This is a genomic window from Streptomyces sp. NPDC050388 (assembly GCF_040655635.1).
GTDB lineage: Bacteria > Actinomycetota > Actinomycetes > Streptomycetales > Streptomycetaceae > Streptomyces.
This window is the reverse complement of sequence record NZ_JBFAKH010000078.1, coordinates 1-21,431: the sequence shown is the minus strand read 5'-3', so window position 1 is coordinate 21,431 and position 21,431 is coordinate 1. Positions and strand designations below refer to the sequence as shown.

The 21,431-nt window shown below is 70.0% G+C and carries 15 protein-coding genes and 5 pseudogenes; 5 read left to right on the top strand and 15 right to left on the bottom strand.

The genetic code is table 11. From position 1 onward, the window contains the following. Positions 1–11: 11 nt before the first annotated feature. From AB0I73_RS32140 to AB0I73_RS32095, 10 genes and pseudogenes are all read right to left on the bottom strand, one after another. Complete coding sequence (locus AB0I73_RS32140) at positions 12–1,445, bottom strand: DUF1254 domain-containing protein (protein WP_363043319.1); 1,434 nt, start codon at positions 1,443–1,445, stop codon at positions 12–14. Then, positions 1,429–1,662 (bottom strand): hypothetical protein, encoded by a 234-nt coding sequence (locus tag AB0I73_RS32135; RefSeq protein ID WP_363043343.1) that lies wholly within the window; start codon positions 1,660–1,662, stop codon positions 1,429–1,431. The genes AB0I73_RS32140 and AB0I73_RS32135 overlap by 17 nt, the downstream gene beginning before the upstream one ends. A gap of 55 nt (positions 1,663–1,717) precedes the next feature. Next, a pseudogene (locus tag AB0I73_RS32130) lies at positions 1,718–2,230 on the bottom strand (HAD family hydrolase); the annotation flags it as partial. Positions 2,231–2,387: 157 nt separating this feature from the next. Beyond that, a pseudogene (locus AB0I73_RS32125) lies at positions 2,388–2,729 on the bottom strand (DUF1214 domain-containing protein); the annotation flags it as partial. 12 nt (positions 2,730–2,741) lie between these two features. Continuing rightward, positions 2,742–3,980 carry a DUF1254 domain-containing protein gene (locus tag AB0I73_RS32120; protein ID WP_363043317.1) on the bottom strand — a complete coding sequence of 413 codons (1,239 nt, stop codon included), beginning with the start codon at positions 3,978–3,980 and terminating at the stop codon, positions 2,742–2,744. A 715-nt stretch (positions 3,981–4,695) separates the two neighbouring features. Then, a complete protein-coding gene (locus tag AB0I73_RS32115; RefSeq protein ID WP_363043315.1) occupies positions 4,696–6,417 on the bottom strand; it encodes a thioesterase domain-containing protein in 1,722 nt (573 codons plus the stop codon). A gap of 88 nt (positions 6,418–6,505) precedes the next feature. After that, a pseudogene (locus AB0I73_RS32110) lies at positions 6,506–6,760 on the bottom strand (condensation domain-containing protein); the annotation flags it as partial. Positions 6,761–6,792: 32 nt separating this feature from the next. Further along, positions 6,793–7,308, bottom strand: a pseudogene (locus tag AB0I73_RS32105) (condensation domain-containing protein); the annotation flags it as partial. Between the two features lie 152 nt (positions 7,309–7,460). Continuing rightward, a complete protein-coding gene (locus tag AB0I73_RS32100) occupies positions 7,461–8,189 on the bottom strand; it encodes a phosphopantetheine-binding protein (RefSeq protein ID WP_363043313.1) in 729 nt (242 codons plus the stop codon). Continuing rightward, the gene (locus tag AB0I73_RS32095) at positions 8,186–9,169 is read right to left on the bottom strand and encodes a helix-turn-helix transcriptional regulator (protein ID WP_363043311.1); all 984 of its coding nucleotides are present in this window, start codon (positions 9,167–9,169) and stop codon (positions 8,186–8,188) included. The genes AB0I73_RS32100 and AB0I73_RS32095 overlap by 4 nt, the downstream gene beginning before the upstream one ends. A 245-nt stretch (positions 9,170–9,414) precedes the next feature. Between AB0I73_RS32095 and AB0I73_RS32090 the strand changes: the two genes are divergently transcribed. From AB0I73_RS32090 to AB0I73_RS32080, 3 genes are all read left to right on the top strand, one after another. Then, on the top strand, positions 9,415–10,827 hold the full coding sequence (locus tag AB0I73_RS32090; protein WP_363043309.1) for an aminopeptidase P family protein: 1,413 nt from the start codon (positions 9,415–9,417) through the stop codon (positions 10,825–10,827). 1,172 nt (positions 10,828–11,999) lie between these two features. Continuing rightward, complete coding sequence (locus AB0I73_RS32085) at positions 12,000–12,344, top strand: DUF3147 family protein (protein WP_363043307.1); 345 nt, start codon at positions 12,000–12,002, stop codon at positions 12,342–12,344. Next, positions 12,341–12,808, top strand: coding sequence for a DUF3147 family protein (locus AB0I73_RS32080; protein WP_363043305.1), 468 nt, complete (start codon positions 12,341–12,343; stop codon positions 12,806–12,808). Before AB0I73_RS32085 ends, AB0I73_RS32080 begins: the two co-directional genes overlap by 4 nt. Before the next feature lie 537 nt (positions 12,809–13,345). On the opposite strand, the pseudogene AB0I73_RS32075 reads toward AB0I73_RS32080, so the two are convergent. Both AB0I73_RS32075 and AB0I73_RS32070 read right to left on the bottom strand, forming a co-directional pair. Further along, positions 13,346–13,507: pseudogene (locus AB0I73_RS32075) on the bottom strand (AAA family ATPase); the annotation flags it as partial. A 44-nt stretch (positions 13,508–13,551) separates the two neighbouring features. Further along, positions 13,552–14,961: an FG-GAP repeat protein gene (locus tag AB0I73_RS32070; protein WP_363043303.1), complete on the bottom strand. Its 1,410-nt coding sequence runs from the start codon at positions 14,959–14,961 to the stop codon at positions 13,552–13,554. A gap of 266 nt (positions 14,962–15,227) precedes the next feature. Between AB0I73_RS32070 and AB0I73_RS32065 the strand changes: the two genes are divergently transcribed. After that, on the top strand, positions 15,228–16,031 hold the full coding sequence (locus AB0I73_RS32065) for a helix-turn-helix transcriptional regulator (protein WP_363043301.1): 804 nt from the start codon (positions 15,228–15,230) through the stop codon (positions 16,029–16,031). On the opposite strand, the gene AB0I73_RS32060 is transcribed toward AB0I73_RS32065, so the two are convergent. The 3 genes from AB0I73_RS32060 to AB0I73_RS32050 all read right to left on the bottom strand — a co-directional run bounded on the left by AB0I73_RS32060 (position 16,021) and on the right by AB0I73_RS32050 (position 19,168). After that, positions 16,021–16,440, bottom strand: coding sequence for a hypothetical protein (locus tag AB0I73_RS32060; RefSeq protein WP_363043299.1), 420 nt, complete (start codon positions 16,438–16,440; stop codon positions 16,021–16,023). The two genes, AB0I73_RS32065 and AB0I73_RS32060, sit on opposite strands and share 11 nt — an antisense overlap. A 366-nt stretch (positions 16,441–16,806) precedes the next feature. Then, positions 16,807–17,382: a DUF1990 domain-containing protein gene (locus AB0I73_RS32055; protein ID WP_363043297.1), complete on the bottom strand. Its 576-nt coding sequence runs from the start codon at positions 17,380–17,382 to the stop codon at positions 16,807–16,809. A 355-nt stretch (positions 17,383–17,737) separates the two neighbouring features. Continuing rightward, positions 17,738–19,168, bottom strand: a complete 1,431-nt coding sequence (locus AB0I73_RS32050) for an endo-1,4-beta-xylanase (RefSeq protein ID WP_363043295.1) — start codon at positions 19,166–19,168, stop codon at positions 17,738–17,740. A gap of 729 nt (positions 19,169–19,897) precedes the next feature. Between AB0I73_RS32050 and AB0I73_RS32045 the strand changes: the two genes are divergently transcribed. Next, the gene (locus AB0I73_RS32045; RefSeq protein WP_363043293.1) at positions 19,898–21,364 is read left to right on the top strand and encodes a non-reducing end alpha-L-arabinofuranosidase family hydrolase; all 1,467 of its coding nucleotides are present in this window, start codon (positions 19,898–19,900) and stop codon (positions 21,362–21,364) included. The last annotated feature ends 67 nt before the right edge of the window (positions 21,365–21,431 follow it).

Below are 21,431 nucleotides of genomic sequence, written 5' to 3'. Positions count from 1 at the left end.
GGCCGCCTACCTCACGCCGGTTCGATCTCGCCCGGCCGCCAGCTCTTGTCGAACCAGCTTTCGAGCGGGCCGTAGAGCCGCATCATCACGAAGAATCCCTTGCCCGGTACGGTCTGAATCCAGTTCGCCTCCTGGCCCTCCGGCGCGGTGGGGCCGAAGTGGATGACCGTGTCGCCGTTGCTCTCGGCCCGGACGCCTTCCGACTGGCTGTTGACGCTCGGGTAGGGGTGGTCCGTGCGCAGCAGCGACCGGGTCTGGGGGTCGTAGGCGTTGACGGCCCAGAAGTTTTTCACCGGGATGCCGCTCGGCAGAGTGAGCGTGTAGTGCCGTCCGCCGTCGAGCCACTCGCCCGTGGAGTCCTCCGCCGTGTAGGCGTACTGCGATCCGGTGCCGACGGGCGCCGTCACCATCGCCGGCGAGGAGGCGGTCGCGAAGTAGTAGAACACCGCCCGGGAGTCCAGCAGGCGGGCGCCCTCCGCCGACAGGAACTCGTAACTGCGGGTGGGGAACGGGGTCTTCCACGACCTGTCGGGGTAGTGGTAGAAGCCCGGGTCACGTGGCTTGAAGGCCAGTGTCCGTACGATGCCCGAGGCGATCCTGGCGGCGGTGTCGAGGATCGAGCGCATACGGTCGTCCGGCTGGAAGGGCTTGCCGCGCACGATGCCGAGCGCGGCGAGCTGACCGGCGCGCTCGGGGTCGAGCGACTCGGCCGGCTCTGCCTGGACGATGGTGTCGATCTCCTCGAAGAAGGAGAAGTCGTTGGCGTGGATCGTGTTGAAGTCCGATTCCGCCCAGTTGATGAAGTTCTGCTCGGGCCGGTCCGCCGCGGCTGAGAGCGGGTAGATCCGTGCCGTGAGCAGGCTCTCCGTGCCCCCCAGTGCGCGCAGCAGCACCCAGGAGCCGTATGTCGCCGGTCGCACGACGAAGTAGTTGTCGGGAACGTCACCTTCGTAGCCCGGAGGCAGGAAGAGGTACTTGCCTCCTTCTCCCTTGTCGGGCCCGGCGATGCCCATGTCGGTGACGTAGCGCTGCCACATGTCGTCGACGACGCACAGCGAGGTCCCCGGCGCTTCGATCACGGTGGGACCGTCCTCGTCGAGCGCCAGGAAGGTCATCCCGTAGGTGGTTTCCGTGTTGCCCGTGAGCACCACTGGTGCCGAGGTGCATCGCGGGGCCGTGTAGCCGATGGTGCGGGAGTCGATGCCGATGCTCCGCAGTCCGCGTCGCATCGCCACCATGGAGGCGCCGGGTACGCAGTTGAGGAACGCCTCGATCCCGCGCAGCAGATCCAGCGTGTCGTAGCTGCGGGTGACCGCGTCGGGCAAGGGCATGCCGTCGAAGAAGTCCAACGTTCCGAAGACCGTCTCCAGCCGATCCGGGCAGATGATCGACGCGAGGGTCTCGGGTGGTGTGCCCGGGCTGGGGGCGTCACTGACGTGGGGCACTGGGTTCCTCCTGAGTGGGTCGTTCCTTGAGAACCACGTTCCAGTCGTCCTTCACGCCGACCGTCGTCCAGCCGGACCTCTCGGCCGTCGCGCGTGCCCGCTCCGCGCAGTCGGTGTAGGCGTACTCCCGAACGTCGTCGTGGACGACGAGCAGGGCGAACCTCGCGGACCGGAGCAGTTCGACGTCCACGTCGTCGTTGCCGGCCGGTACGGGCAAGGACGTCCTCCGGTTTGCCGGGCCCGAGCGCGACCGGGCCGTGCGGGGTCGCCCGGCGGACCAGCGCGCCGTCCCGGTAGGCGAACTCCGGGGCCGAGCCGATGACGTTCTCCCCGGGCAGGCCCCAGGTGTCCTCGCAGATCACCCGCATGAAGTCGCGCCCGCCGCCCGAGCAGACGAACAGCCGCCAGCCGTACGCCCTGAGGTGGTCGAACAGCTCCAGCATCGGCTGGTGGACGAGACCGGAGTACGGCACGCCGAAGCGCTCGTGGCGCCAGGACGTCAGGTACCGGGCGGCCTCAGCCTCGTACCGGGCGAGCGTGGTGCCTTCCCAGGCCGATCCGACGGTCTCCACCATCGACGCCACCGCGTCGGGGTCCTGTTCGTCCAGCGCGCGGAAGTACGACTCGTCCCGGTCGACGATCGCCCGGTAGGGCCGGTCGCGGGCCAGCGACGGGTCCGCCTCCAGCCGCGCGGCCAGCTTCCCGAGGACGAACGCCGTCTGCACCGGCGCGGGCTTCTCGACCCCCAGGGTTCCGTCGTTGTCGAACACGACGACCCGGTCCATCGGCGCGTCGAAGCCCGGCGAGCCTTCCGCCGCCGCGGACATCACGAAGTCGACGATCGCCCGCTTCGCGGCACCGTCGTTCCAACTCCCCAGCGGGGTCGTGCCCATGCACCTCACCGTCCGGACCGTCGTACCTCCGAAGCGCTGTCGGGCGAGGTCAATCCACCGCCTCGATCTCGCCCGGCTGCCAGGTCTTGTCGAAGAACGGCTGCAGCGGGCTGTAGAGCCGCAGGACCACGAACCATCCCCGGCCCGGCGTGGTCTGGATCCAGTTGCCCTCCGGCACGCCGTCGGGCCGGTCGGGCCCGAAGTGCACCGTGGTCGTACCGTCCGGGCCGGGGACCGCTGCCGGGGTGGGATAGGCCTGGCTGCCGGCCCGGGGAAACCGTTGCGGGGTGTCGAGCATCGACCGCGTCTGGTTGTCGTAGACGGTGACCGACCAGAACCGGGCGGCGGGAATGTCCGGCGGAAGTACCAGTCGGTAGTACCTGCCGCCGTCGAGGGCCCGGCCCTACTGATCCGCCAGGGAGAACAGGTACTGTGAGCCGACGCCGGGCAGCGGCGCCGTGAACGCCGGGCTGATGCCCACGCCCAGGTACCACCACCAGGACCGCAGGTTGAGTTTCCGGGCGCCGTCGTTCGGGCGGGGCTCGACGCCCCTGTCGGTGATGTCCGCGGGCGGGGCCAGGAACTCGTGGCCGGACACGAGCAGGCCGTTGAGCCACCGGGAGGAGGCACCGTAGTAGTGCGCCCCCTCGGCCGGACGCGGACGGCAGGCGAGGGTGCGGGCCGTGGCGTTGCCGACCGCGGCCGCCTCGGTGAGGATCTCCCGCATCCGCGCGTCCGGCTCGAAGGGCCTGCCCTTGACGATGCCGACCGCGGCCAGAGCACCGGCGATCTCGGGGTCGAGCGCCTCGGCCGGCTGGTCGTGCACGAGCTCGCTCGCGAAGTCGAAGTACGTCGCGTCCCCGGGCGGAACCGTGTTCACGGGAAGCCCTGAGCCCTCGACGAAGCGCGGCGGGTCGGGCCTGTGCAGCGCGGCGGTCCAGGTCTGGGCGGTCCACGGCAGCGGCGGGGCCGTGCCACCGGTGACGATCTCCCCGATGCTGGTCCCGTAGAACCCGGGGACGTAGCGGTAGAGGTGCAGGCCCTCCTTGACCCGCTCGACCGCCGGCTTCGGGTCATCGTCCTCCAGGAAGGCCCGACCACCCAGGATGAGCCGCGTGGTGCGGGTCCGGAGCGTGAAGAACCCGCCCTCGGGAACAGGGCCCTCATGACCGGGTGGCACGAAGAGGTACTTGCCGCCTGCTCCGCGATCCGGACCGGCCATGCCGGGGTCCGCGACCCAGCGGAACCACATGTCGTTGAGGAAACAGAGGGCCAGGGGCGGCACTTCCACCACCAGCGGGCCCTCGGTCAGGTCGAGGAAGGTCAGGAAGTAGACGGTGTCCGCGTTCCCGGTCAGCACGAGCGTCTTGGGATCCATGAACTCCGAGAAGAGCAGGACGTCGTGGTCCTGGATCCCGGCCTCCAGGAATCCCCGGCGGGCCGCCCACAGACTGACGCCGGAATACGCGTCGAGGAACGCGCTGACCGCGCGCACGTGGCCCACATGGTCGTAGACCCGGTTCGCGGTCTCCTCGGTGGGCACACCCAGCGGGAATTCCAGAGTGCCCAGGTGGGTCTCGACCCGCTCGGGAGTCGAGACCGACTCCATGGCCTGGGGTGAGATCTGTGCGGTGCGCTGCAAGGGATCGCTCCGTTCTCGGGAAGAGGCCGCCCTGTCGACCATGTGCCTTACCTACCGCAGACCACCACCGCACCTGGGCCATCGGAGGGCCTTCGAGTGGAGGGGTGCGTGGTTCGGCCTACGGCGGGGCACGGCTGAACGACGCCCGGCAAGACCGTCACCGTGTCGTTCCTCGCCCCGGGGCCGGCGGGTCCCGTTCCCGGCCGCCACGTGGTCCCCACCGGCCGACTGCGCCTTGATCGTCAGACTCACCGTGACCAGCGTGATCGACGCGGTGGGGAGACCGCACCGGGCGAGGGCCGTGGTGCCCACCAGCTTGGGCAACGCCTTCTGCGACGGCCGGAGCGCGAGAACCCCGTGGACGGAAACCAACGGCTTGGTCCGCTGAGACGCAGCCGCATCCTGGCCGGAGGCCCTGGCGGCGCCGGGCCGGGTCACTCCCTCGCGGCCCGAAGGTCAGCAACGCCAGGACGCGGCCGCGCCCGATGCTGACTGTTTGCTGACCTCAGCCCGGCAATCACGCCTCTGACCTGTGGGAATGACCAAGCGTTAGATCTTGGACTTGAACGGAGTACGCAGCACTTTGGACTCCTGGAATCCGGAAGGCTCCGGTGGTGACGCCGGCTGGGACAGCCGGACGCGTCGGCGCCGCCGACCTCGGAGCCTGCACCGCGAAGCGTCTGCCCACGGCCCACGCGCCCGCCGTATCGTCCCGCTACCCGATGATGCGGGCCACCTCCTCCGCCCGGTCCTTGACGAAGTAGTGGCCGCCGCCCGGGATGACCTCCAGGCTCACCTCGCGGGCGAACCGTTCCCAGGCGCGGTAGCCGCGTTCATAGCCTTCCGTGGCCGCATCCGCATCACCGATGATCACACGGACCGGTGTACGCAGCGGTTCCCGCCCGGCGGACGCCTCACGCAGGAGCTCGGCCCCCTGTGCCATGTCGTGACGGACGACAGCCAGGACACGCCGGATGTCCTCCTGATCGAGGGCGCCCGCGAAGCCGCCGAGTCCGCTCAGGGAGGCATAGAGCTCGTCGTCGTCCCCGACCTCGCGTGCCTGAGACAGGGGCAGGGCAGCTCCCAGGTACACAGAAGCCAAGGGCGCTCCACGGTCCTCCAGTTGCCGGGCGACGGCCAGGGTCAGACCGGTGCCCACGCAGTGGCCGTAGGGCGTGACGGGGACGCCATGGACGGCGGACTGGATTCGAACGATCTCTTCCACCAGATGGTCGCGTGCCTGGGCCCAGCCGACCAGGGGCTCCTCGGGCCGCACGGGGTCGTGCCCGGGCAACGCGGCGGACCACAGAGCCGTTCCGGGCGGGAGATGCGCCGCGAGCGCCTGGTAGGCGGTGGCGCTGCCGCCACCGTACGGGATGCCGATCACGACCCGTCGGATCCGCTGCCCGTCGTCCGCGACGAGCCGGTGCAGCCACCTCCCGTCCGCTGCGTCCTGCCCTGCCGCGCGCAGCCGACCGGCGAGTTGACGCGGGGTGGGGTACGTGAACACATCGACCACGGACAGTCGGCCATGACCCACGTTCCGGGCGAGCGTGACCGCCTTGAAGGAGTCGCCTCCACTGTCGAAGAAGTCGTCGTCGATGCCGGCATCGGGGACGCCCGGCAGTTCTTGCCACACCTGGACGACGGTGCGCTCCAAGGCGTCGCGCGGCGGTACGGCAGGGGCAGTACGGTGCGGGGACGCTACGGGGGCGGGGAGGGCGGCAACGTTCAGCTTTCCGTTGCCCGTCAGCGGGATCGCGTCGAGCGGCACGATGGCCGCGGGGACCATGTAGGACGGGAGGCGTTCGCGCAGCCACTCGCGCAGCGCGGCCACATCGGGGACGCAACCAGGGGCGGGCACCACACAGGCGGCCAGCACCGCGTCACCCACCGCGTCCCGGCGCACGATGGCCTGGGCGTCGGCCACGGCCGCGTGCTCGCACAGCGTCGCCGCTATTTCCCTCGGTTCGATGCGGAAACCGCGCAGCTTGATCTGGTCATCGCTGCGCCCGAGGTATTCGAGCCGGCCCCCCGGCATCCACCGAGCCAAGTCCCCCGACCGATACAGCCGGCCTCCCTCGATGTCGAAGGGATTCGCGATGAAGCGTTCCGCGGTCAGCTGCGGGCGGTTGAGACAACCGAGCACCAGCTGCCTGCCGGCCACGTACAACTCCCCGGTCACCCCCGGCGCGACGGGCTGGAGGCCGCCATCGAGCACGTACACCTCCAGGCCGGGAAGCCCGACCCCGATCACGCTGCCCTGGCCGCTCTCTGCCAGACTCCGGTCGAGCACGCTGTGGGGGACGTGGACGGTGGTCTCCGTGCTCCCGTACATGTTGACCAGCACGGGCGCGTCGTCCGCATGTACGTCGTACCACTCGGTGAGCCGGCCCACGTCCAGCGCCTCGCCGCCGAATATCACGTAACGCAGCATGAGTTGCCGGCTCAGAACCGGCCAGGTCGGCGGGACGACCGGACACGATGTTGCCGAAGGCCACATCGGTGCGGCCGGTCATCGCCGACAGCACCACGGACCATCCGACCTGGACGATCGTGTTCAGGGTGACGCCCCACTCCCGCGCGCACCGGTTGAGTGCCGCCGTGGTCTCCTTGTCCAGATCGGCGAAGACCTGCTCGGGGACCACGGTCGTGCGGCTGCGGTCGGGGGCCAGCAGGGTGGGCTCGGCAAAGCCCTCCAGCGCCCCGCGCCAGGCGCGCTCGGAGGCGTCCCGGTCGCGTTCGGCCAGCCAGCGCAGGTAGTCGCGGTACGGGCGCACCCGGGGCAGCCCCGGTCGTCACCGCCCTGCCGGTACAGCACCAGCAGCTCGCGCAGCAGCACCGGCAGCGACCAGCCGTCCCACAGGATGTGGTGGTTGGTCATCACGAACCGGAACCGGCCCGCGGCCAGGCGGATCAGCATGAACCGCACCAGCGGCGGGCGGCGCAGGTCGAAGCGCGCCCACCGGTCCGCCTCCACCAGCTTCGCGGCCGCCGCCCCGGCATCCTCCGCGCCCGAGACGTCCTCGGCGCGCCACGGCACCGTCACCGACCGCGCCACCACCTGCGACCACTCACCCGACTTCCGCTGGCCGAACCCGGCCCGCAGGTTCGCGTGCCGGCGCAGCAGCACGGCGGCCGCCTCCCGCAGACACGCCCGGTCGACGTCACCCTCGAGGTCGAACACCATCTGCGCGGTGTAGACGTCGGGACCGGCGTCGTCGTAGACGCTGTGGAAGATCATCCCGTGCTGGAGCGGGGCCGGGGGGAGAACGTCCTCCAGGCCGGGGGTCTCGGCCTCCAGCTCCTCCAGATCGGCCTGGGTCACCGTCGCGTCGAGGACGTCGGTGGGGGTGAGTCCGCCGGCGCCGGGACGACGGGTGTGCCGGGCGATGCCGGCCGGTGCCTCGGCCCACAGGTCGGCCAGCTCGCGGACGCTGTCCCCGCTGATCAGGCGCGGGATCCAGCTCCAGTGCGCCCTCAGGGGCACGCCGGTTCCGTCGTCCTCGGCGACGGCGTTGACGTCGATGGGGTGTCCGACAGGGGTGTGGGGACCGGGACCGGCCACACCGGCAAGCAGCGGGTTCCAGGCATCGGTGTCCGTCGTGGAGACCGTGAACCGGCCCAGGTAGTTGAACCCGATCTGCGGCGGCGGACACCCCGCAGCACGGCCGCGGTCTCCGGATTGAGATAGCGCAGCATGCCGAACCCGGCCCCCCGGTCCGGGGTTGCACGCAGCTGCTCCTTCACCCGCTTGATCGCCGCACCGACCACCGGACCGCCGGCGACCACCTCGTGCCACGCCGCGGGACCGGCCTCCACCCGGACCGGATACGCGGCACCGCCGCGGTCAGCGGCAGCCGGTCCGCCGTCCGCGCGCCGATCGCGTCGGACAGCTCGGCGACCGTCGGGGGGGTCGAAGACATCGCGGATCGCCACCTCCTCGCTCAGCGCCGCACGCAGCCGCGACACCAGCCGGGTCGCCAGCAGCGAGTGACCGCCGAGCTCGAAGAACCCGTCGTCGATGCCGACTTCGTCGACGCCGAGGACGTCGGCGAACAGCCCGCACAGGATCTCCTCGCGGGGGTTGCGGGCGGGCCGTGACGAGGGCCGGGAGGCCGGGCCGGGGACCGGCAGCGCCTTCTGGTCGATCTTCCCGTTGGGGGGCAGGAGGAAGCCGTCGCAGAGGGCTCCTGGGCACCTGGTCACAGCCAGCCGGAGCGCTGTGCCTGCAGGGCCATCTGGAAGCGGTTCGCGGCACCGAGACGGGCCATCAGGATCTGGAGGCGGCGGAACAGCGTACGGCGGCTGATGCCCAGTTCGCGGGCGATGACGTCGTCGGTCGCGCCGCCGGCGAGGAGACGCAGCAGGCGACGGTCGGCGGGTGGGAGGCCGACGGGGCCGGTGGCGTGGCCGTGGAGGGGGAGGGCGTTGTGCCATGCCTGCTCGAACAGGGCCACCAGGGCGGAGAGCAGACCGCACGGCTGCACCACCAGCATGGTGTTGTGCACGTCCGCTTCCTTGATCGACAACGACACCAGTGCGTACGCCTCATCGATGATCAAGAGCTTGACCGGCACCGACGGCAGCACCCTGGCCTGCTCGCCCGCCTCGATGCAGGGTTCGATGACGTCCTTCAGGTGTCCGGGGTGCTCCAGTGACTCCCGTGAGTAGACGACGCGCTGCGTCACCCCGCGGGCCAGCGTCGCCAGGGCGTCGTCGGTGGCTCCGGCCAGAGGAGCGTACGGCGGGGACTCGAACTGCCGGATCTGCTCGCGGGCGCTGGCCCACGCGTGGCGCATCCTCGGACCGATGGCTTCGCCGGTGACGACCTCGACGAGGTTGTCGTTGTACGCGGCGAGCCGCTGGCGCCGGAACGACTCGAACGCGCCGGTGACGGCGATGCGCGACTCCTCGAGCTCGGCCGCCCGGTGCCGGGCGAGGATTTCCAGGCCCGCGGCGGGCGGCACCGGGGCCACCGTGTCCCCGTCCTCGGCTGCGGAACTGGCCAGACCGGCGTCGGCCAGTTCTCCGTACGCCGCGGCGAGATCGGTCCCGCCCAACCCGGCCGCCGCGCCGATCGCGCTCAGCGGAGCGGGAGCCAGCTCCAGCAGGGCCAGGTAGACCCGGCACGCCGTGTGATCGAGCCCCAGCCGCCGGAGGGCCTCGCCGAGTTCCGCGTTCGCCATGGGGCACATTATCGATGCTTTCCGCCCGGGCACGTGGCCGATCTGTGCCACTGGCACCGTTCGGCCCCGGAGGCCGCCGCGAGGCGGTACCGTCCGGGAGCCGCCGCCGATCGGCGGCAGCGAGGGAGCCCGGAACCCCACCGGACGGGGCCGCCCTGCCCGGACGGTGTGCTTGCCGGCCCTCGCCGCCGAGACATGGGCTTCCTCGGAAGCACATGTAAGCCCAACGGAAAAAGGTGCACGACGTGGCGAAGCGCCGGAAGAACGGCCTCTACCCGGAGATCTCCGCAGAGCTGTCCGCTCTGATGCGGACGGGCTGGGCGGACACCGAACGACGCGACCTCCAGCTCGCCGAGCAGGCCCCGCACGCGGCCCGCCGCCGCGCCGCGCTCTCCGCGCGGTTCCCCGGCGAACGCCTCGTGATCCCCTCGGGGAACCTCAAGGTCCGCTCGAACGACGACACCTACCCCTTCCGGCCGTACTCGGGCTACGTGCACATGGCCGGCGACCAGGTCCGGGACGGCGCGCTCGTCCTCGAACCCCGCGCGGACGGCGGCCACGACGCCTACTGCTATCAGCTGCCGCGGGACAGCAGAAACGACGACGAGTTCTGGACGGGTGCCCACGCGGAGCTGTGGACGGGCCGGCGCCGCTCACTCGCCGAATCGGAGCTCGTACTCGGCCTGCCGTGCCGCGACGTGCGCACCGCGGCTGCCGACCTGGCCGCCGCCTCCGGAGCGCCGACGCGGATCGTCCGCGGGATCGACCCCTCCCTCGAGGCCGCCGTCACCACCGACGCGGGGCGGGACGCCGAACTCGAAGAGGCGCTCAGCGATCTCCGCCTCGTCAAGGACGCCTGGGAGCTCGGGGAACTGCGCAAGGCCGTGGACTCCACCGTGCGCGGCTTCACCGACGTCGTCGCAGAACTCTCCCGGGCGATCGCCTCGTCGGAACGGTGGATCGAGGGCACCTTCTTCCGCCGGGCACGCCTCGAGGGCAACGCCGTGGGCTACGGCTCGATCTGCGCCGCCGGCGAGCACGCCACGATCATGCACTGGACGGACAACGACGGCCCGGTGCGCCCGGGGGACCTGCTGCTGCTCGACGCCGGTGTGGAGACGCACTCCCTCTACACCGCCGACGTCACCCGCACGCTGCCGATCAGCGGCACCTTCACGCCCCTGCAGCGCGAGATCTACGACGCGGTGTACGAGGCCCAGGAGGCCGGCATGGCGGCGGTCAAGCCGGGCGCCCGGTACCGCGACTTCCACGAGGCGGCCCAGCGCCACCTGACGGCACGGCTGGTCGAGTGGGGTTTCATCGAGGGTCCCGTCGACCGCGCGTACGAGCTCGGCCTGCAGCGCCGCTTCACCATGGCCGGCACCGGTCACATGCTGGGCCTGGACGTCCACGACTGCGCGCAGGCCCGCACGGAGGACTACGTCGACGGTGTGCTGGAGCCGGGCATGTGCCTGACCGTCGAGCCGGGCTTGTATTTCCAGGCGGACGACCTGACGGTGCCCGAGGAGTGGCGCGGCATCGGCGTCCGGATCGAGGACGACCTGGTCGTCACCGACGACGGCCACGAGAACCTGTCGGCGGCCCTGCCACGCGCCGCGGACGAGGTCGAGGCGTGGATGGCGCGCTTCTCCGGCTGAGTGCGGCGGTGGCCTCGTCGGTGCGCCGGTGCGCCGGGTGTTCGTTGTCGCCCTCGGTGATGCAGGGGACCCTGGAAACATCTCCGGGCACATTCTCAGCGGCGCCGAGACTCCCACCGAGCCCCAGCATCTCCAACTCAACGCCGTGCGGACGCACCTGTACGGAGCTCGATGCTCTCACCCACCACGTCCGGCCATTCGCGGCCATGCCCACCGAGCGCCAGGGCGAGCGGCTGCCGGGACCGGCTCGACGCCGTCCCGGCAGGGCAGCCTTCCCGCCTCCACGCCCACGCTGTCGGCACCGACCGAGACCGTGAGGCGGCCGTCGTCGGCCTGACCCCGCCGTGAACTCAGCTCGGTCATCCGGCGCTGCCGGGGCCGCCACTGCTTCGCGTATTCCGCGACCGTCTTCTGCCCCAGCTCCCGGCGCGCTTCCGCGGCAGACGGCGCCGTGCGCTTCTTCTCCGCGTAGATCTGCGTGAGGCGTTCGATCGCGTCGTCCTGCGTGCCGAAGCCGCCTTCCTCACCCTGCTTCCCCAGCCCGTTCCGGAACCGGATCGTGTACGGGTGCGGGCACCGGGTCGGCCTGGCACAGCCGCAGCCTGTGAAGAACGACCCCCTGCCGCGGGCGAGGCGATCGACTGGCGCAATGCGGGCGCTGGTGATCCCGCTGCAGATGTGGCGATGACCATGGTGACTGTCGGCAGCGCGGAGGTCGGGCCCTGTCCCCCTTCGAACCCCGCCCCGACGACCGCAGCCATCGCGCTCCAGCAGGAGAACCCGGCCACTGACACCGCGGAGAGCGCTGCTCGTGCCGACGCGGCCGTGCAGACCAGCGCTGGGGCGCTTGAACGGTGGCGTGACCCGTCATCGCGCATCTGGACGGGAACCCTTCCTGGCGGATGGCGTGGGTGACCAGCTCGCTGGTGATCAGTTCCGTCGCGAACGCGGCGTCGTCCGGTCCCACCGGCCCAGGCGCTCAGCGGGCGTCTTCGACCGACTCAACGGCCTGCCGCGCCGGCTGGTACGCGAGGCCGAAGGCCGGGAGACGTGTTGCGAGGGTGAATGACTGCCCGCAGGCCGGTACGACGCATGCATCCGGGCAGCGTGCGTTCAACAGGCTGCCAGCGTGGGTTGTTGCGCGAACGTCGCCTCGACGCTGAGGTTGCGGGATGAAAACCCTGCTTGAGATCGTCCTGAAGGCGTTCATCGGTGGTCTGTTCGTGGTGGGTTTCGCCCTGGTGGCGGAAGCCGTCCAACCCAAGCGGTTCGCCGGGGTTTTTGCCGCGGCCCCCTCGGTGGCGCTGGCAGGACTGAGCCTGACGGTGCTGTTCAAAGGCAACCTCGACGCGGCGACCGCGGCACGGGGCATGGTCGCCGGAGCGCCGGCGTTCACCGCCTACTGTCTCGTCGATGTCCCGGCTCTCGGCAGACTCGGAGCCGTGCGCGGGTCCGCGGCGGCCCTCGTCGTGTGGTGCGCGGCAGCGGCCGCCGTCGCCTTCGCGGTGGCACCATGAGGCGATCGGCGAACTCTGCAGACGGGAACGGAAAAAAGGTCGACGACACCGACCGCGTGCGGGTGGAACTGCGGGCGGCTGCGCACACGCCGCGCAAGGATCTGCTGCTCCGGTTCGGTTTCGGCGCGGGCGTGTCACTCCTGGCGGCCGTCGTGTCAGCACTGTTCGGGTCGTTTGTCGGCGGCGTCTTCCTCGCCTTCCCCGCCATCCTGCTGGCCAGCTTGACTCTCGTGGCCGAGGAGGAGGGCCTCAGACCTGCCCGCGACGACGCGCGTGGCGCCGCCCTGGGCACTCTGGGGCTTTGGGCGTTCGCCGTCGTCGCCACGGTTCTCCTTCCTCACCATTCGGCGTGGCTCGCACTCGGGGCTGCGACGGCAGCGTGGATCGTGGTCTCACTCGCCGCCTATGCGATCACGCGAGCGGCAGGATTCGGCGGTGACGAACATGCTCCCGAGGACAGGTGACGAGAACCTGCCGACAGATCACCGGTGCCGGAGATCTCAAGTCCGTTGAGCGCCCCCAGTTGGCCACCTCGGTGCTCAGCGTTGCCCCGCTCGGCACGCGCGGATGGTGGGTGGGCCGCGGGTTCGAAGAACCTCAAGCCGTAGTGGATGCGGGCCTGGAAGAAGAGGGACGAAGCGAACCGTTCTGATGGTGCTCCGATCCACGCTGCAGAACCGGCGCTCGCCTTCCGTGACGGACACCAGGCACCACTTGGGTGACACGCTGCGGGGAGGGTCGCGCAGGTCCACCTGGGTCAGCAGGCCGGTCCGGCCTCGCCGGCGGGCCCTGCGGTTGAGGTAGCGAGAACGCCACTTCAACCGGCCGTCGAGGACACTGTCCACCTGCACCGCGACGTCTCCCACGCTTCCCCCGTCTACCAGCCGGCCAAGTCGCCGACCGCCCAGGCCGGCACGGACGTGCCGGAACCAGAAGTGCCCCGACCGGCAGCGTGACCCGACAGAATCCTGCCGACAACAGCGGTGCCGGGCCCGCTGGGGTCAGCTGGCCTTGACAGGCCCTTCGGCTCGTGCCCGGGTGCCGGCAAGGCTGTAGGAGTCGGTTCCGGTCTCGATGATGGTGCCGTTGAAGGTGTTGAAGGTGAGGCGGTAGACGGTGATCGCGTAGAGACGCGGGTCGGTGAACGTCTTGGTCCAGCCGCCCCTGGGGACCTTCACAGAGCCCGTGTGTCCTGGGGTGTGGTGTCTCAGATGACCCAGAGCAGCCCGTTGCCGCCGAGGAGTGTGCCGTGCTCCTGGGTGAGCCCGACGGAGGACGCCGTGAACAGACGGCTGCCGGTGGCGGTCGGACGGGAGGTACCGCCGGGGAACACCCATACCGCGCCGGTGGAGTTGTTCTCGTTCGCGGCGCCGACGAACAGTTCGGGTCTGCCGTCCTTGTCGATGTCGCCGGCGGAGACCGTGGTGCCGAAGAAGTCGTCCGTCTCGGAGGCGCCGGGGACACCGGCGGTGTCCTGGGAGAAGGAGTAGGCGCCGGTGCCGAGAGCGCCCGTGCGGCGGCCCGGGACGATGGTCACCTGGCCGGCACGGGGTTTGGCGAGATCCTCGTACGGGGAGCCGATCACGATGTCCGCGAGGCCGTCCCGGTCGAGGTCGGCCACGGCGAGGGAGCCGCCGAAGGCGTCTCCCTTTTCGCTCGCGCCGGGGACTCCGGTGGTGTTCTGGGTGATCTGCACGGGCTTGGTGTCGTTCGTGATGCCGTGTGCCGAGCCGTACCAGACCAGGACCCGGCCGCCCGTTGCGCCGTCCACGCCCGCGACTTCCGGATCGTCGGGGTCACCGGCCACGAGGTCGGTGTAGCCGTCGCCGTTGAGGTCGCCGGTGGCGGCGATGAGTCCATTGCCGTGCTTCAGTTCGCTGCCGTGGGCGGGCTTGATGTGGATCTGGCCGCCGCTGAGGCCGGCCAGGGGGCTGGTGACGACGACCGGGTCGGGCACCGCGTCCTTGTCGAAGTCGCCGAGGGCGACGGACTCCAGGGAGGGGGTGTTCTCGTTGAGGGTGGCCGAGCCGAAGGTGCCGCTGCGGCTGAAGGGCCCGGTGAAGTGCACGGAGGCGTCCCAACCTGCGACGACGACCCGGGTCCTGGTGCCCGCGCCGGTGCTGAGCGCGGCGACGTCGAGACCGTAGGAGCCAGGGCGGCCGGACGGCGTCGGCAGGTTCGTACCGCTGGTCAGTCCGCTTCGGCTGCCCCAAAGGATCGTGACCGTACCGGAGTCGGTGCCCTTGGTGGTGTCCTCGTACGGTGAGGAGACCACCAGGTCGGCGTACCCGTCCCGGTTCAGGTCGGCCGTCGCGGTGGACGCGCCGAAGCGGTCGTACGCCTCGGCCGTGCCGGGCACCCCGGACGTGTTCTGCGTGATCGTTTTACGCCGGGAGGCCGACAGTCCCGAGGAGGATCCGTACAGCACGACGACGGCTCCGGCCGCCTCCTTGCCCGAGACGTCGGCGCCGGGTGCGGGCAGCACCGCGTCGCGGTATCCGTCGCCGTTGAAGTCGCCCGGTACGGCACCGTGCACGGCGGCCGCGGGGCCGGCCGGCAGCAGGCCTCCCACGAGGCCGACGGTGACGACTGCGGCCGCACCCCATCTCACGTTCATGCGTGTCCCCTTCACCCCAGGCGCACCCTCTGTACGCCGACACCAGTGCGGGAAGTGTAGAGGCACGTCCGCCCGGACACGGAGCGCCGGTGCCGGGGCCGACGCGCAGGAGGTTCGCCGCCGATGCCGCCCAGAGGCGAGCTTGCCGCAGGCGTTGCCACTGTCATGAGGTGAGAGATCAGGGGTGTCGGTACTGAGCCTCTTCCCCTCTACGGGCATGGTGGGACTTCCTCGGGCCTTCCGTGCGGTGGGGGTACCGTCATGGCATGTCAACTGCCGTTCTGGGCACCTCAATAGGTCCGCTGCTCCGTGGCTGGCGGGAGCAGCGGAGGCTCAGCCAGCTGGAGCTGGCGCTGCGTGCCGACTCCTCCGCCCGGCACATCAGCTTCATCGAGACGGGCCGGTCCCGTCCGAGCGAGGAGATGATCCTGCGGCTGGCCGAACACCTCGATGTCCCGGTCCGGGAGCGCAACGTCCTGCTGCTGGCGGCCGGTTACGCCCCGCGTTACACCGAGACCCCGCTGCACGATCCGGCGCTCGGCTCACTGCGCAGGGGCATCGAGCGGCTGCTGCAGGGCTACGAACCGTATCCGGCGCTGGTCGTCGACGGGACGTACAACGTCGTCGCCGCCAACCGAGGAATCACGATGATGCTGGACGGGGTGGCGGAGCATCTGCTCACCCCGCCGCTGAACGCCATGCGGCTCACACTGCACCCGCAGGGAATGGCGCCGCGCATCCGCAATCTGCCGGAATGGCGCGGACATCTGCTGGACCAGATGGAGCGTCAGATCGCACTGGCCAGGTCCGAGGCGCTGCGTGCGCTGTACGACGAGGTGGCCGCTTATCCGCCGCCGGAGAGCGGGGACCACAGCAGCCACCCGAAGGAGTCCACTCCGTACTTCGCACTGCCGCTCCAGCTCGAGCACAACGGCCGGACCCTGTCCTTCATCTCGTCCATCTCGACCTTCAACACTCCGATGGACGTGACAGTCGCCGAGCTGGCCATCGAGGCGTTCCTCCCGGCCGACTCGGCGACAGTCAAGTATCTGCGATCCCTCAAGCCGTAGTGGCACGCAGCGAGAGGAACTGGAGCACACCGAAACCGGCGACGGTCATGGCCTGCACGGGGATCCAGACGGCACCCGCGGTCGTCGGCGAGAACCAGGCGACCATCGCGACGATGCTGAGCACGGCCCACAGCACATTGGCGTCGATGACCGCCTTCACGGCGAGGGCCGGCGGCTGCTTCCGCGTGGCGAGGAAGCCGACCCCCGCGGCGTACAGCACCAGGAAGACGCCGAGTTCGAACAGCAGACCGGATCCGATACCGAGCAGGCTGCCGACCTGCTTCAAGTCGATCAGGTAGACCAGTCCGTTGGCACCGGTGACGACGGCGTCGAGCGCGAGGAAGCGGCGCAGCACGGTCTGCGGGCGGTCGGTGCGGGAGAGCGCGCCGAGCAGGGTGGTGGCGGACATACCGATCAGCCTCCGTCGAGGTCGAAAACGCTGGTCAGGGGGCCGTGGCCCGGGCGGAGTGCGCCGCCCGGGCCACGGTGACTCCCACCTTGCCCGGTTCCGCACGAAGGGTCGATTACCACTGAGGTAATGAAGCAGGTCAGGCCGTGGATGCCGAATCGGGCCCCACCCGCGCGGCGGCCGTACGAAGGGCCGCGAGCACCGGGACCACCGGCGATGTACGTCCGGTCGGACCACGTGCGGTGGAACCAGCAGCAGGTGGAGACCCTGACTGCCCTGGCAGCGGGTGAGGCATGCCGTGCCCTGGTGACCCAGCAGCAGAGTACGGGCGGGGCCTGGCCGAGCCTCCATCGGACCCGGAACGGGTCACCGCACGCCCGCTCGACGAGCAGGCAGCAGGGCGCGCAGATAACGCCGCCGGAAGAACCGCTGCGCGACCAGCAGCACCGGGAACACCAGGCGCCACGGCCCATCCGGGGCGGCACGGGTCAGGGAGCGGATCGTCAGCGCGACCGTGCCGTCGGGGGACCGGTGGACGACGAAGGCCTCCTCACCGCTCACGGGATGGCCGGGCAGGGTGCCGTAGGCGAAGCCGCAGCGGTCCGGGGTGTCGACGACGGCGACGACCCGGACGGGCTCCCGCACCGCGAACGGACCGAACGCCGCGCTGATGCGGTACTCGGCCCCCTCCACGACCCGGCCCCCGGCGCCCTCGCGGCCCGTCACCGTGAAGCCACTGCGCCGCTTGACGCCCCAGCACAGCACCGCGTCCGCCGCGGCGTGCCAGTCAGCGTCCCCGCGCCCGATGACGACGGTACGGGCACAGGGGCGCAGACCTGTGATCCCCACCGACCAGGACTCTTCGGCGGGCCGGGTCGCACCGGCCGGCCCATAAGTGAGTTCGCCCGACGACGGGCCGCGTCTCGTACGGCTGTTGGGCATGGCGTTCCTGTTCGGAAGGGGGGACGGGCCATGAGTGATGTGCCCCGGCTCACCGCCCGGGCCTCACCCTTGCGCAAGCCGCAGCCCACCATCATGACGATCTCGAGCGCGAGATCATCGTCAGCGACAGTGAGCGCCTTCTTCACATGGGCGAGGGACGGGACGACCACCTTCTCACGGACGTACTCCGGCTCTTGAACGCCCTTCACAGGGTCATCCGCCATGGCTCCCTGACGGTCTTCTGACCGAGTTCGCGGCGGGCCCCGGCAACGGATGGTGCTGTCCTCTCGTGAGGGCCGCCGCCACCACGGCGGCGGCCCTCACGATCACCAGCGATGTCTTCGTGCAGGCCTTGTCAGGCGCGGGTCCAGCGTTGGTTGTCGCCGTTCGAGCAGGAGTAGAGCTGGATCAGGGTGCCGTTGGCGGTGCCGCCCCCGACGGCGTCGAGGCAGCGGCCGGACTGGACGCCGACGATGGATCCGTCGGAGTTGAGGCGCCACTTCTGGTTGTCGCCGCCCCAGCAGCTGTAGATCTGGACTTTGGCGCCGTTGCCGGTGCCGGCGGCGTCCAGGCACTTGTTGCCGTAGACCCTGAGCTCACCGGCGTCGGTGTACGTCCACTGCTGGTTGGTGCCGTTGTGGCAGTCCCACAGGTGGAGCTGGGTGCCGTCGGTGGTGCTGGTGCCGGGCACGTCCAGGCAGCGGCCCGAACCGACGCCCTTGATCGTTTTGCCGTCCGCGGGCGGTGGGGTGGAGCCGCCGTTGAGTGCGTTGAGGACGGCGGTGTAGGCGGGCTTCTTGCTGCCGTCGTTGTTGAACAGCAGCGGCGTGTGCTCCGATCGCCAGGAGTCGCTGTCGCGCACACCCCAGACGGTGATGCCGAGGCAGCGCGAGACGGCCAGGCAGTCGTTGACCACGTTGGCGTAGGTCGAGGCCGAGGCACCCTGGATGTCGAGCTCGGTGATGGCCACGTCGACGCCGAGGGCGGCGAAGTTCTGCAGGGTGGTGCGGAAGTTGCTGTTGTAGGGGCTGCCGCTGTTGAAGTGCGACTGGAAGCCGACGCAGTCGATCGGCACGCCGCGCTGCTTGAAGTCCCGCACCATGGCGTACATGGCCTGGGTCTTGGCCCAGGTCCAGTCCTCGACGTTGTAGTCGTTGTAGCAGAGCTTGGCGGACGGGTCGGCGGCGCGCGCGGCGCGGAAGGCGACCTCGATCCAGTCGTTGCCGGTGCGCTGCAGGTTGGAGTCCCGTCGGGCTCCCGAACTGCCGTCGGCGAAGGCCTCGTTCACGACGTCCCACTGGGCGATCTTGCCCTTGTAGTGGGCCATCACGCCGTTGATGTGGTCGATCATCGCCTGGCGCAGTGCGCTGCCACTGAGGCTCTGCATCCAGCCGGGCTGCTGGGAGTGCCAGGCCAGGGTGTGGCCGCGCACCTGCTTGCCGTTCTGCACCGCCCAGTTGTAGACGCGGTCGGCGGCGGTGAAGTTGAACTGGCCCCGCTGCGGTTGGGTGGCGTCGATCTTCATCTCGTTCTCGGCCGTCACCGAGTTGAACTCACGGGCCGCGATCGTCGCGTACGTCGAGTCGCTCAGCCTGTTCGCGGCGATGGCGACGCCGAAGTAGCGGCCGCTCTGCGCCGCCGCGGCGCCGAGCGTGCTCTCGGCGGCCTGAGCGGGCGGCGGCGCGACCAGTACGGCGGCCACACCGAGGACGCCGGCGACCAGCGCCAACAGCAGCGCGCGGATCTTCCGCCGGACAACGGGTCTGGGAAGGGCGTACAAGCCCATTGCTGTGCCTCCAAGGTAGGAATGACGGGATCACCGGACACCGCGGTCATGGGGCCCGGGAGGATCTCAACCGGCACGGACGGGCCCGGTCGGCCGCCGAGTGACGTAGGCCGGGCGGCAGCGGTCTTTCGACACGGGCACGGGGGTACTCCATCGCGGCTCAGCCGGGAGGCCGTCACGCGGCGTCGCACACCTCTCCTGCTGCACGGAGGGTCGGGATGCGTCGGTGCGAGCCTCACCGGGACGAAAAAACGGGGTGGCGCAGGTGCTTTGGTGCGCGGATCTGTCGTGCGGCTGTGCGCGGCTCCGCAGTGCGGCACAGGCTGCCCGGGACCAGCGTGGTTCGAAATCTCGTCCTGCGGTCGGTTTACCAGACAGGATGATTGAGAGGTTGACAGTGGCTCGTCAACCCCTGCGGCAGAAAAAGTTTCCGCTTCCATTTCGAAACTTTCGATGCTGCGTCGAGGCGGGCGGATCCCTGGACCGGTGAGCCGTATCGCACACCACCTGCGGATTTACGGTTGACGCAAGGGATTGTCACGCCCGGAGGGAGGAATTGTTTACAGACAGATCGACGACAGACCTTGACCGGAGGGCCTCTCCTTCCTAGCTTGTGGCGTCACAGAACCGGGATCACTTCGAAATTTTCGAACCCGTCTCTGCCCCTGGCGCGGCTGCCGCTCCGCGGTTCATCGGCGTCGCCTCACCCGCCCCCAAGGAGGCCCTCTGATGTGGTTTCGCCACCCGTCCCCGGTCCGTCCAAGACGCTTACTCGGCGTCCTCGCGCCCTTGCTGCTGGTGGCCACCTTCCTCGGTGCCCAGCCCGCCGAGGCCGCGACCGTGGATCCCAACGCCTCGTACGTGCTGGTCAACCGGAACAGCGGCAAAGCCCTGGACGTCTACAACATGGCGACCGACGACGGCGCCCGCATCACCCAGTGGACCAGGAACGACCAGAACCAGCAGCAGTGGCAGTTCGTCGATTCCGGGGACGGCTACTACCGCATCAAGTCCCGCCACTCGGGCAAGGTGCTGGACGTCCACAACTGGTCCACCGCGAACGGCGGCTCGATCGTCCAGTGGGCCGACCTGAACGGCACCAACCAGCAGTGGCGGCTGGCCGACAGCTCGGACGGCTACGTGAGACTCGTCTCGCGCCACAGCAACAAGGCCCTCGAAGTACAAGGCGCCTCCACCGCCGACAACGCGAACGTCGTCCAGTACGACGACTGGGGCGGCACCAACCAGCAGTGGCAGCTCGTCAAGGTCGGCGCCGGCACTCCCGGCTCGTGCGATCTTCCGTCGAGCTACCGCTGGACATCGACGGGCGCACTGGCGCAGCCCCGGCAGGGGTGGGTGTCGCTCAAGGACTTCACCGTCGCCCCGTACAACGGCAGGCAGCTCGTCTACGCGACCACGCACGACACGGGGACACGGTGGGGTTCGATGAACTTCGGCCTGTTCACCAACTGGTCGGAGATGGCCTCGGCCGGCCAGAACGCGATGTCCAGCTCGACGGTGGCACCCACGCTCTTCTACTTCGCGCCGAAGAACATCTGGGTGCTCGCCTACCAGTGGGGCGGGACCGCCTTCTCCTACCGGACGTCGAGCGACCCCACCAACCCGAACGGCTGGTCGTCCGAGCAGGTGCTCTTCTCCGGAAGCATCTCCGGCTCCGGGACAGGGCCCATCGACCAGACGCTCATCGGTGACGGCACGAACATGTACCTGTTCTTCGCCGGCGACAACGGCAAGATCTACCGGGCCGGCATGCCGATCGGGAACTTCCCGGGCAGCTTCGGCTCGACCTCGACCGTGGTCATGAGCGACACGACGAACAACCTGTTCGAAGCCCCGCAGGTCTACAAGCTGCAGGGCCAGAACCGCTACCTCATGATCGTCGAGGCGATCGGCTCGCAGGGCCGGTACTTCCGCTCGTTCACGGCGACCAGCCTGAACGGCTCCTGGACGCCCCAGGCCGCGACCGAGAGCAATCCCTTCGCCGGCAAGGCCAACAGTGGCGCCACCTGGACCAACGACATCAGCCACGGCGAGCTGATCCGCACCAGCGCCGATCAGACCATGACCGTCGATCCCTGCAACCTGCAGTTGCTCTACCAGGGGCGCAGCCCCAACTCGGGCGGTGACTACGGCCTCCTGCCCTACCGTCCGGGTCTGCTGACACTGCGGCGCTGACGGCACGACGCGGGTCCGGCTCCGAGGGGGAGCCGGCGTGGTGGGCTCGGCCTTCCGCCGAGCCCAC

Excerpts from the sequence above, each read along its gene's own strand:
- AB0I73_RS32115 (WP_363043315.1), bottom strand. The coding sequence starts at position 6,417 with ATGCTGCGTTACGTGATATTCGGCGGCGAGGCGCTGGACGTGGGCCGG.
- AB0I73_RS32095 (WP_363043311.1), bottom strand. The coding sequence starts at position 9,169 with ATGGCGAACGCGGAACTCGGCGAGGCCCTCCGGCGGCTGGGGCTCGAT.
- AB0I73_RS32085 (WP_363043307.1), top strand. The coding sequence starts at position 12,000 with ATGAAAACCCTGCTTGAGATCGTCCTGAAGGCGTTCATCGGTGGTCTG.
- AB0I73_RS32080 (WP_363043305.1), top strand. The coding sequence starts at position 12,341 with ATGAGGCGATCGGCGAACTCTGCAGACGGGAACGGAAAAAAGGTCGAC.
- AB0I73_RS32070 (WP_363043303.1), bottom strand. The coding sequence starts at position 14,961 with ATGAACGTGAGATGGGGTGCGGCCGCAGTCGTCACCGTCGGCCTCGTG.
- AB0I73_RS32065 (WP_363043301.1), top strand. The coding sequence starts at position 15,228 with ATGTCAACTGCCGTTCTGGGCACCTCAATAGGTCCGCTGCTCCGTGGC.
- AB0I73_RS32060 (WP_363043299.1), bottom strand. The coding sequence starts at position 16,440 with ATGTCCGCCACCACCCTGCTCGGCGCGCTCTCCCGCACCGACCGCCCG.
- AB0I73_RS32055 (WP_363043297.1), bottom strand. The coding sequence starts at position 17,382 with ATGCCCAACAGCCGTACGAGACGCGGCCCGTCGTCGGGCGAACTCACT.
- AB0I73_RS32050 (WP_363043295.1), bottom strand. The coding sequence starts at position 19,168 with ATGGGCTTGTACGCCCTTCCCAGACCCGTTGTCCGGCGGAAGATCCGC.
- AB0I73_RS32045 (WP_363043293.1), top strand. The coding sequence starts at position 19,898 with ATGTGGTTTCGCCACCCGTCCCCGGTCCGTCCAAGACGCTTACTCGGC.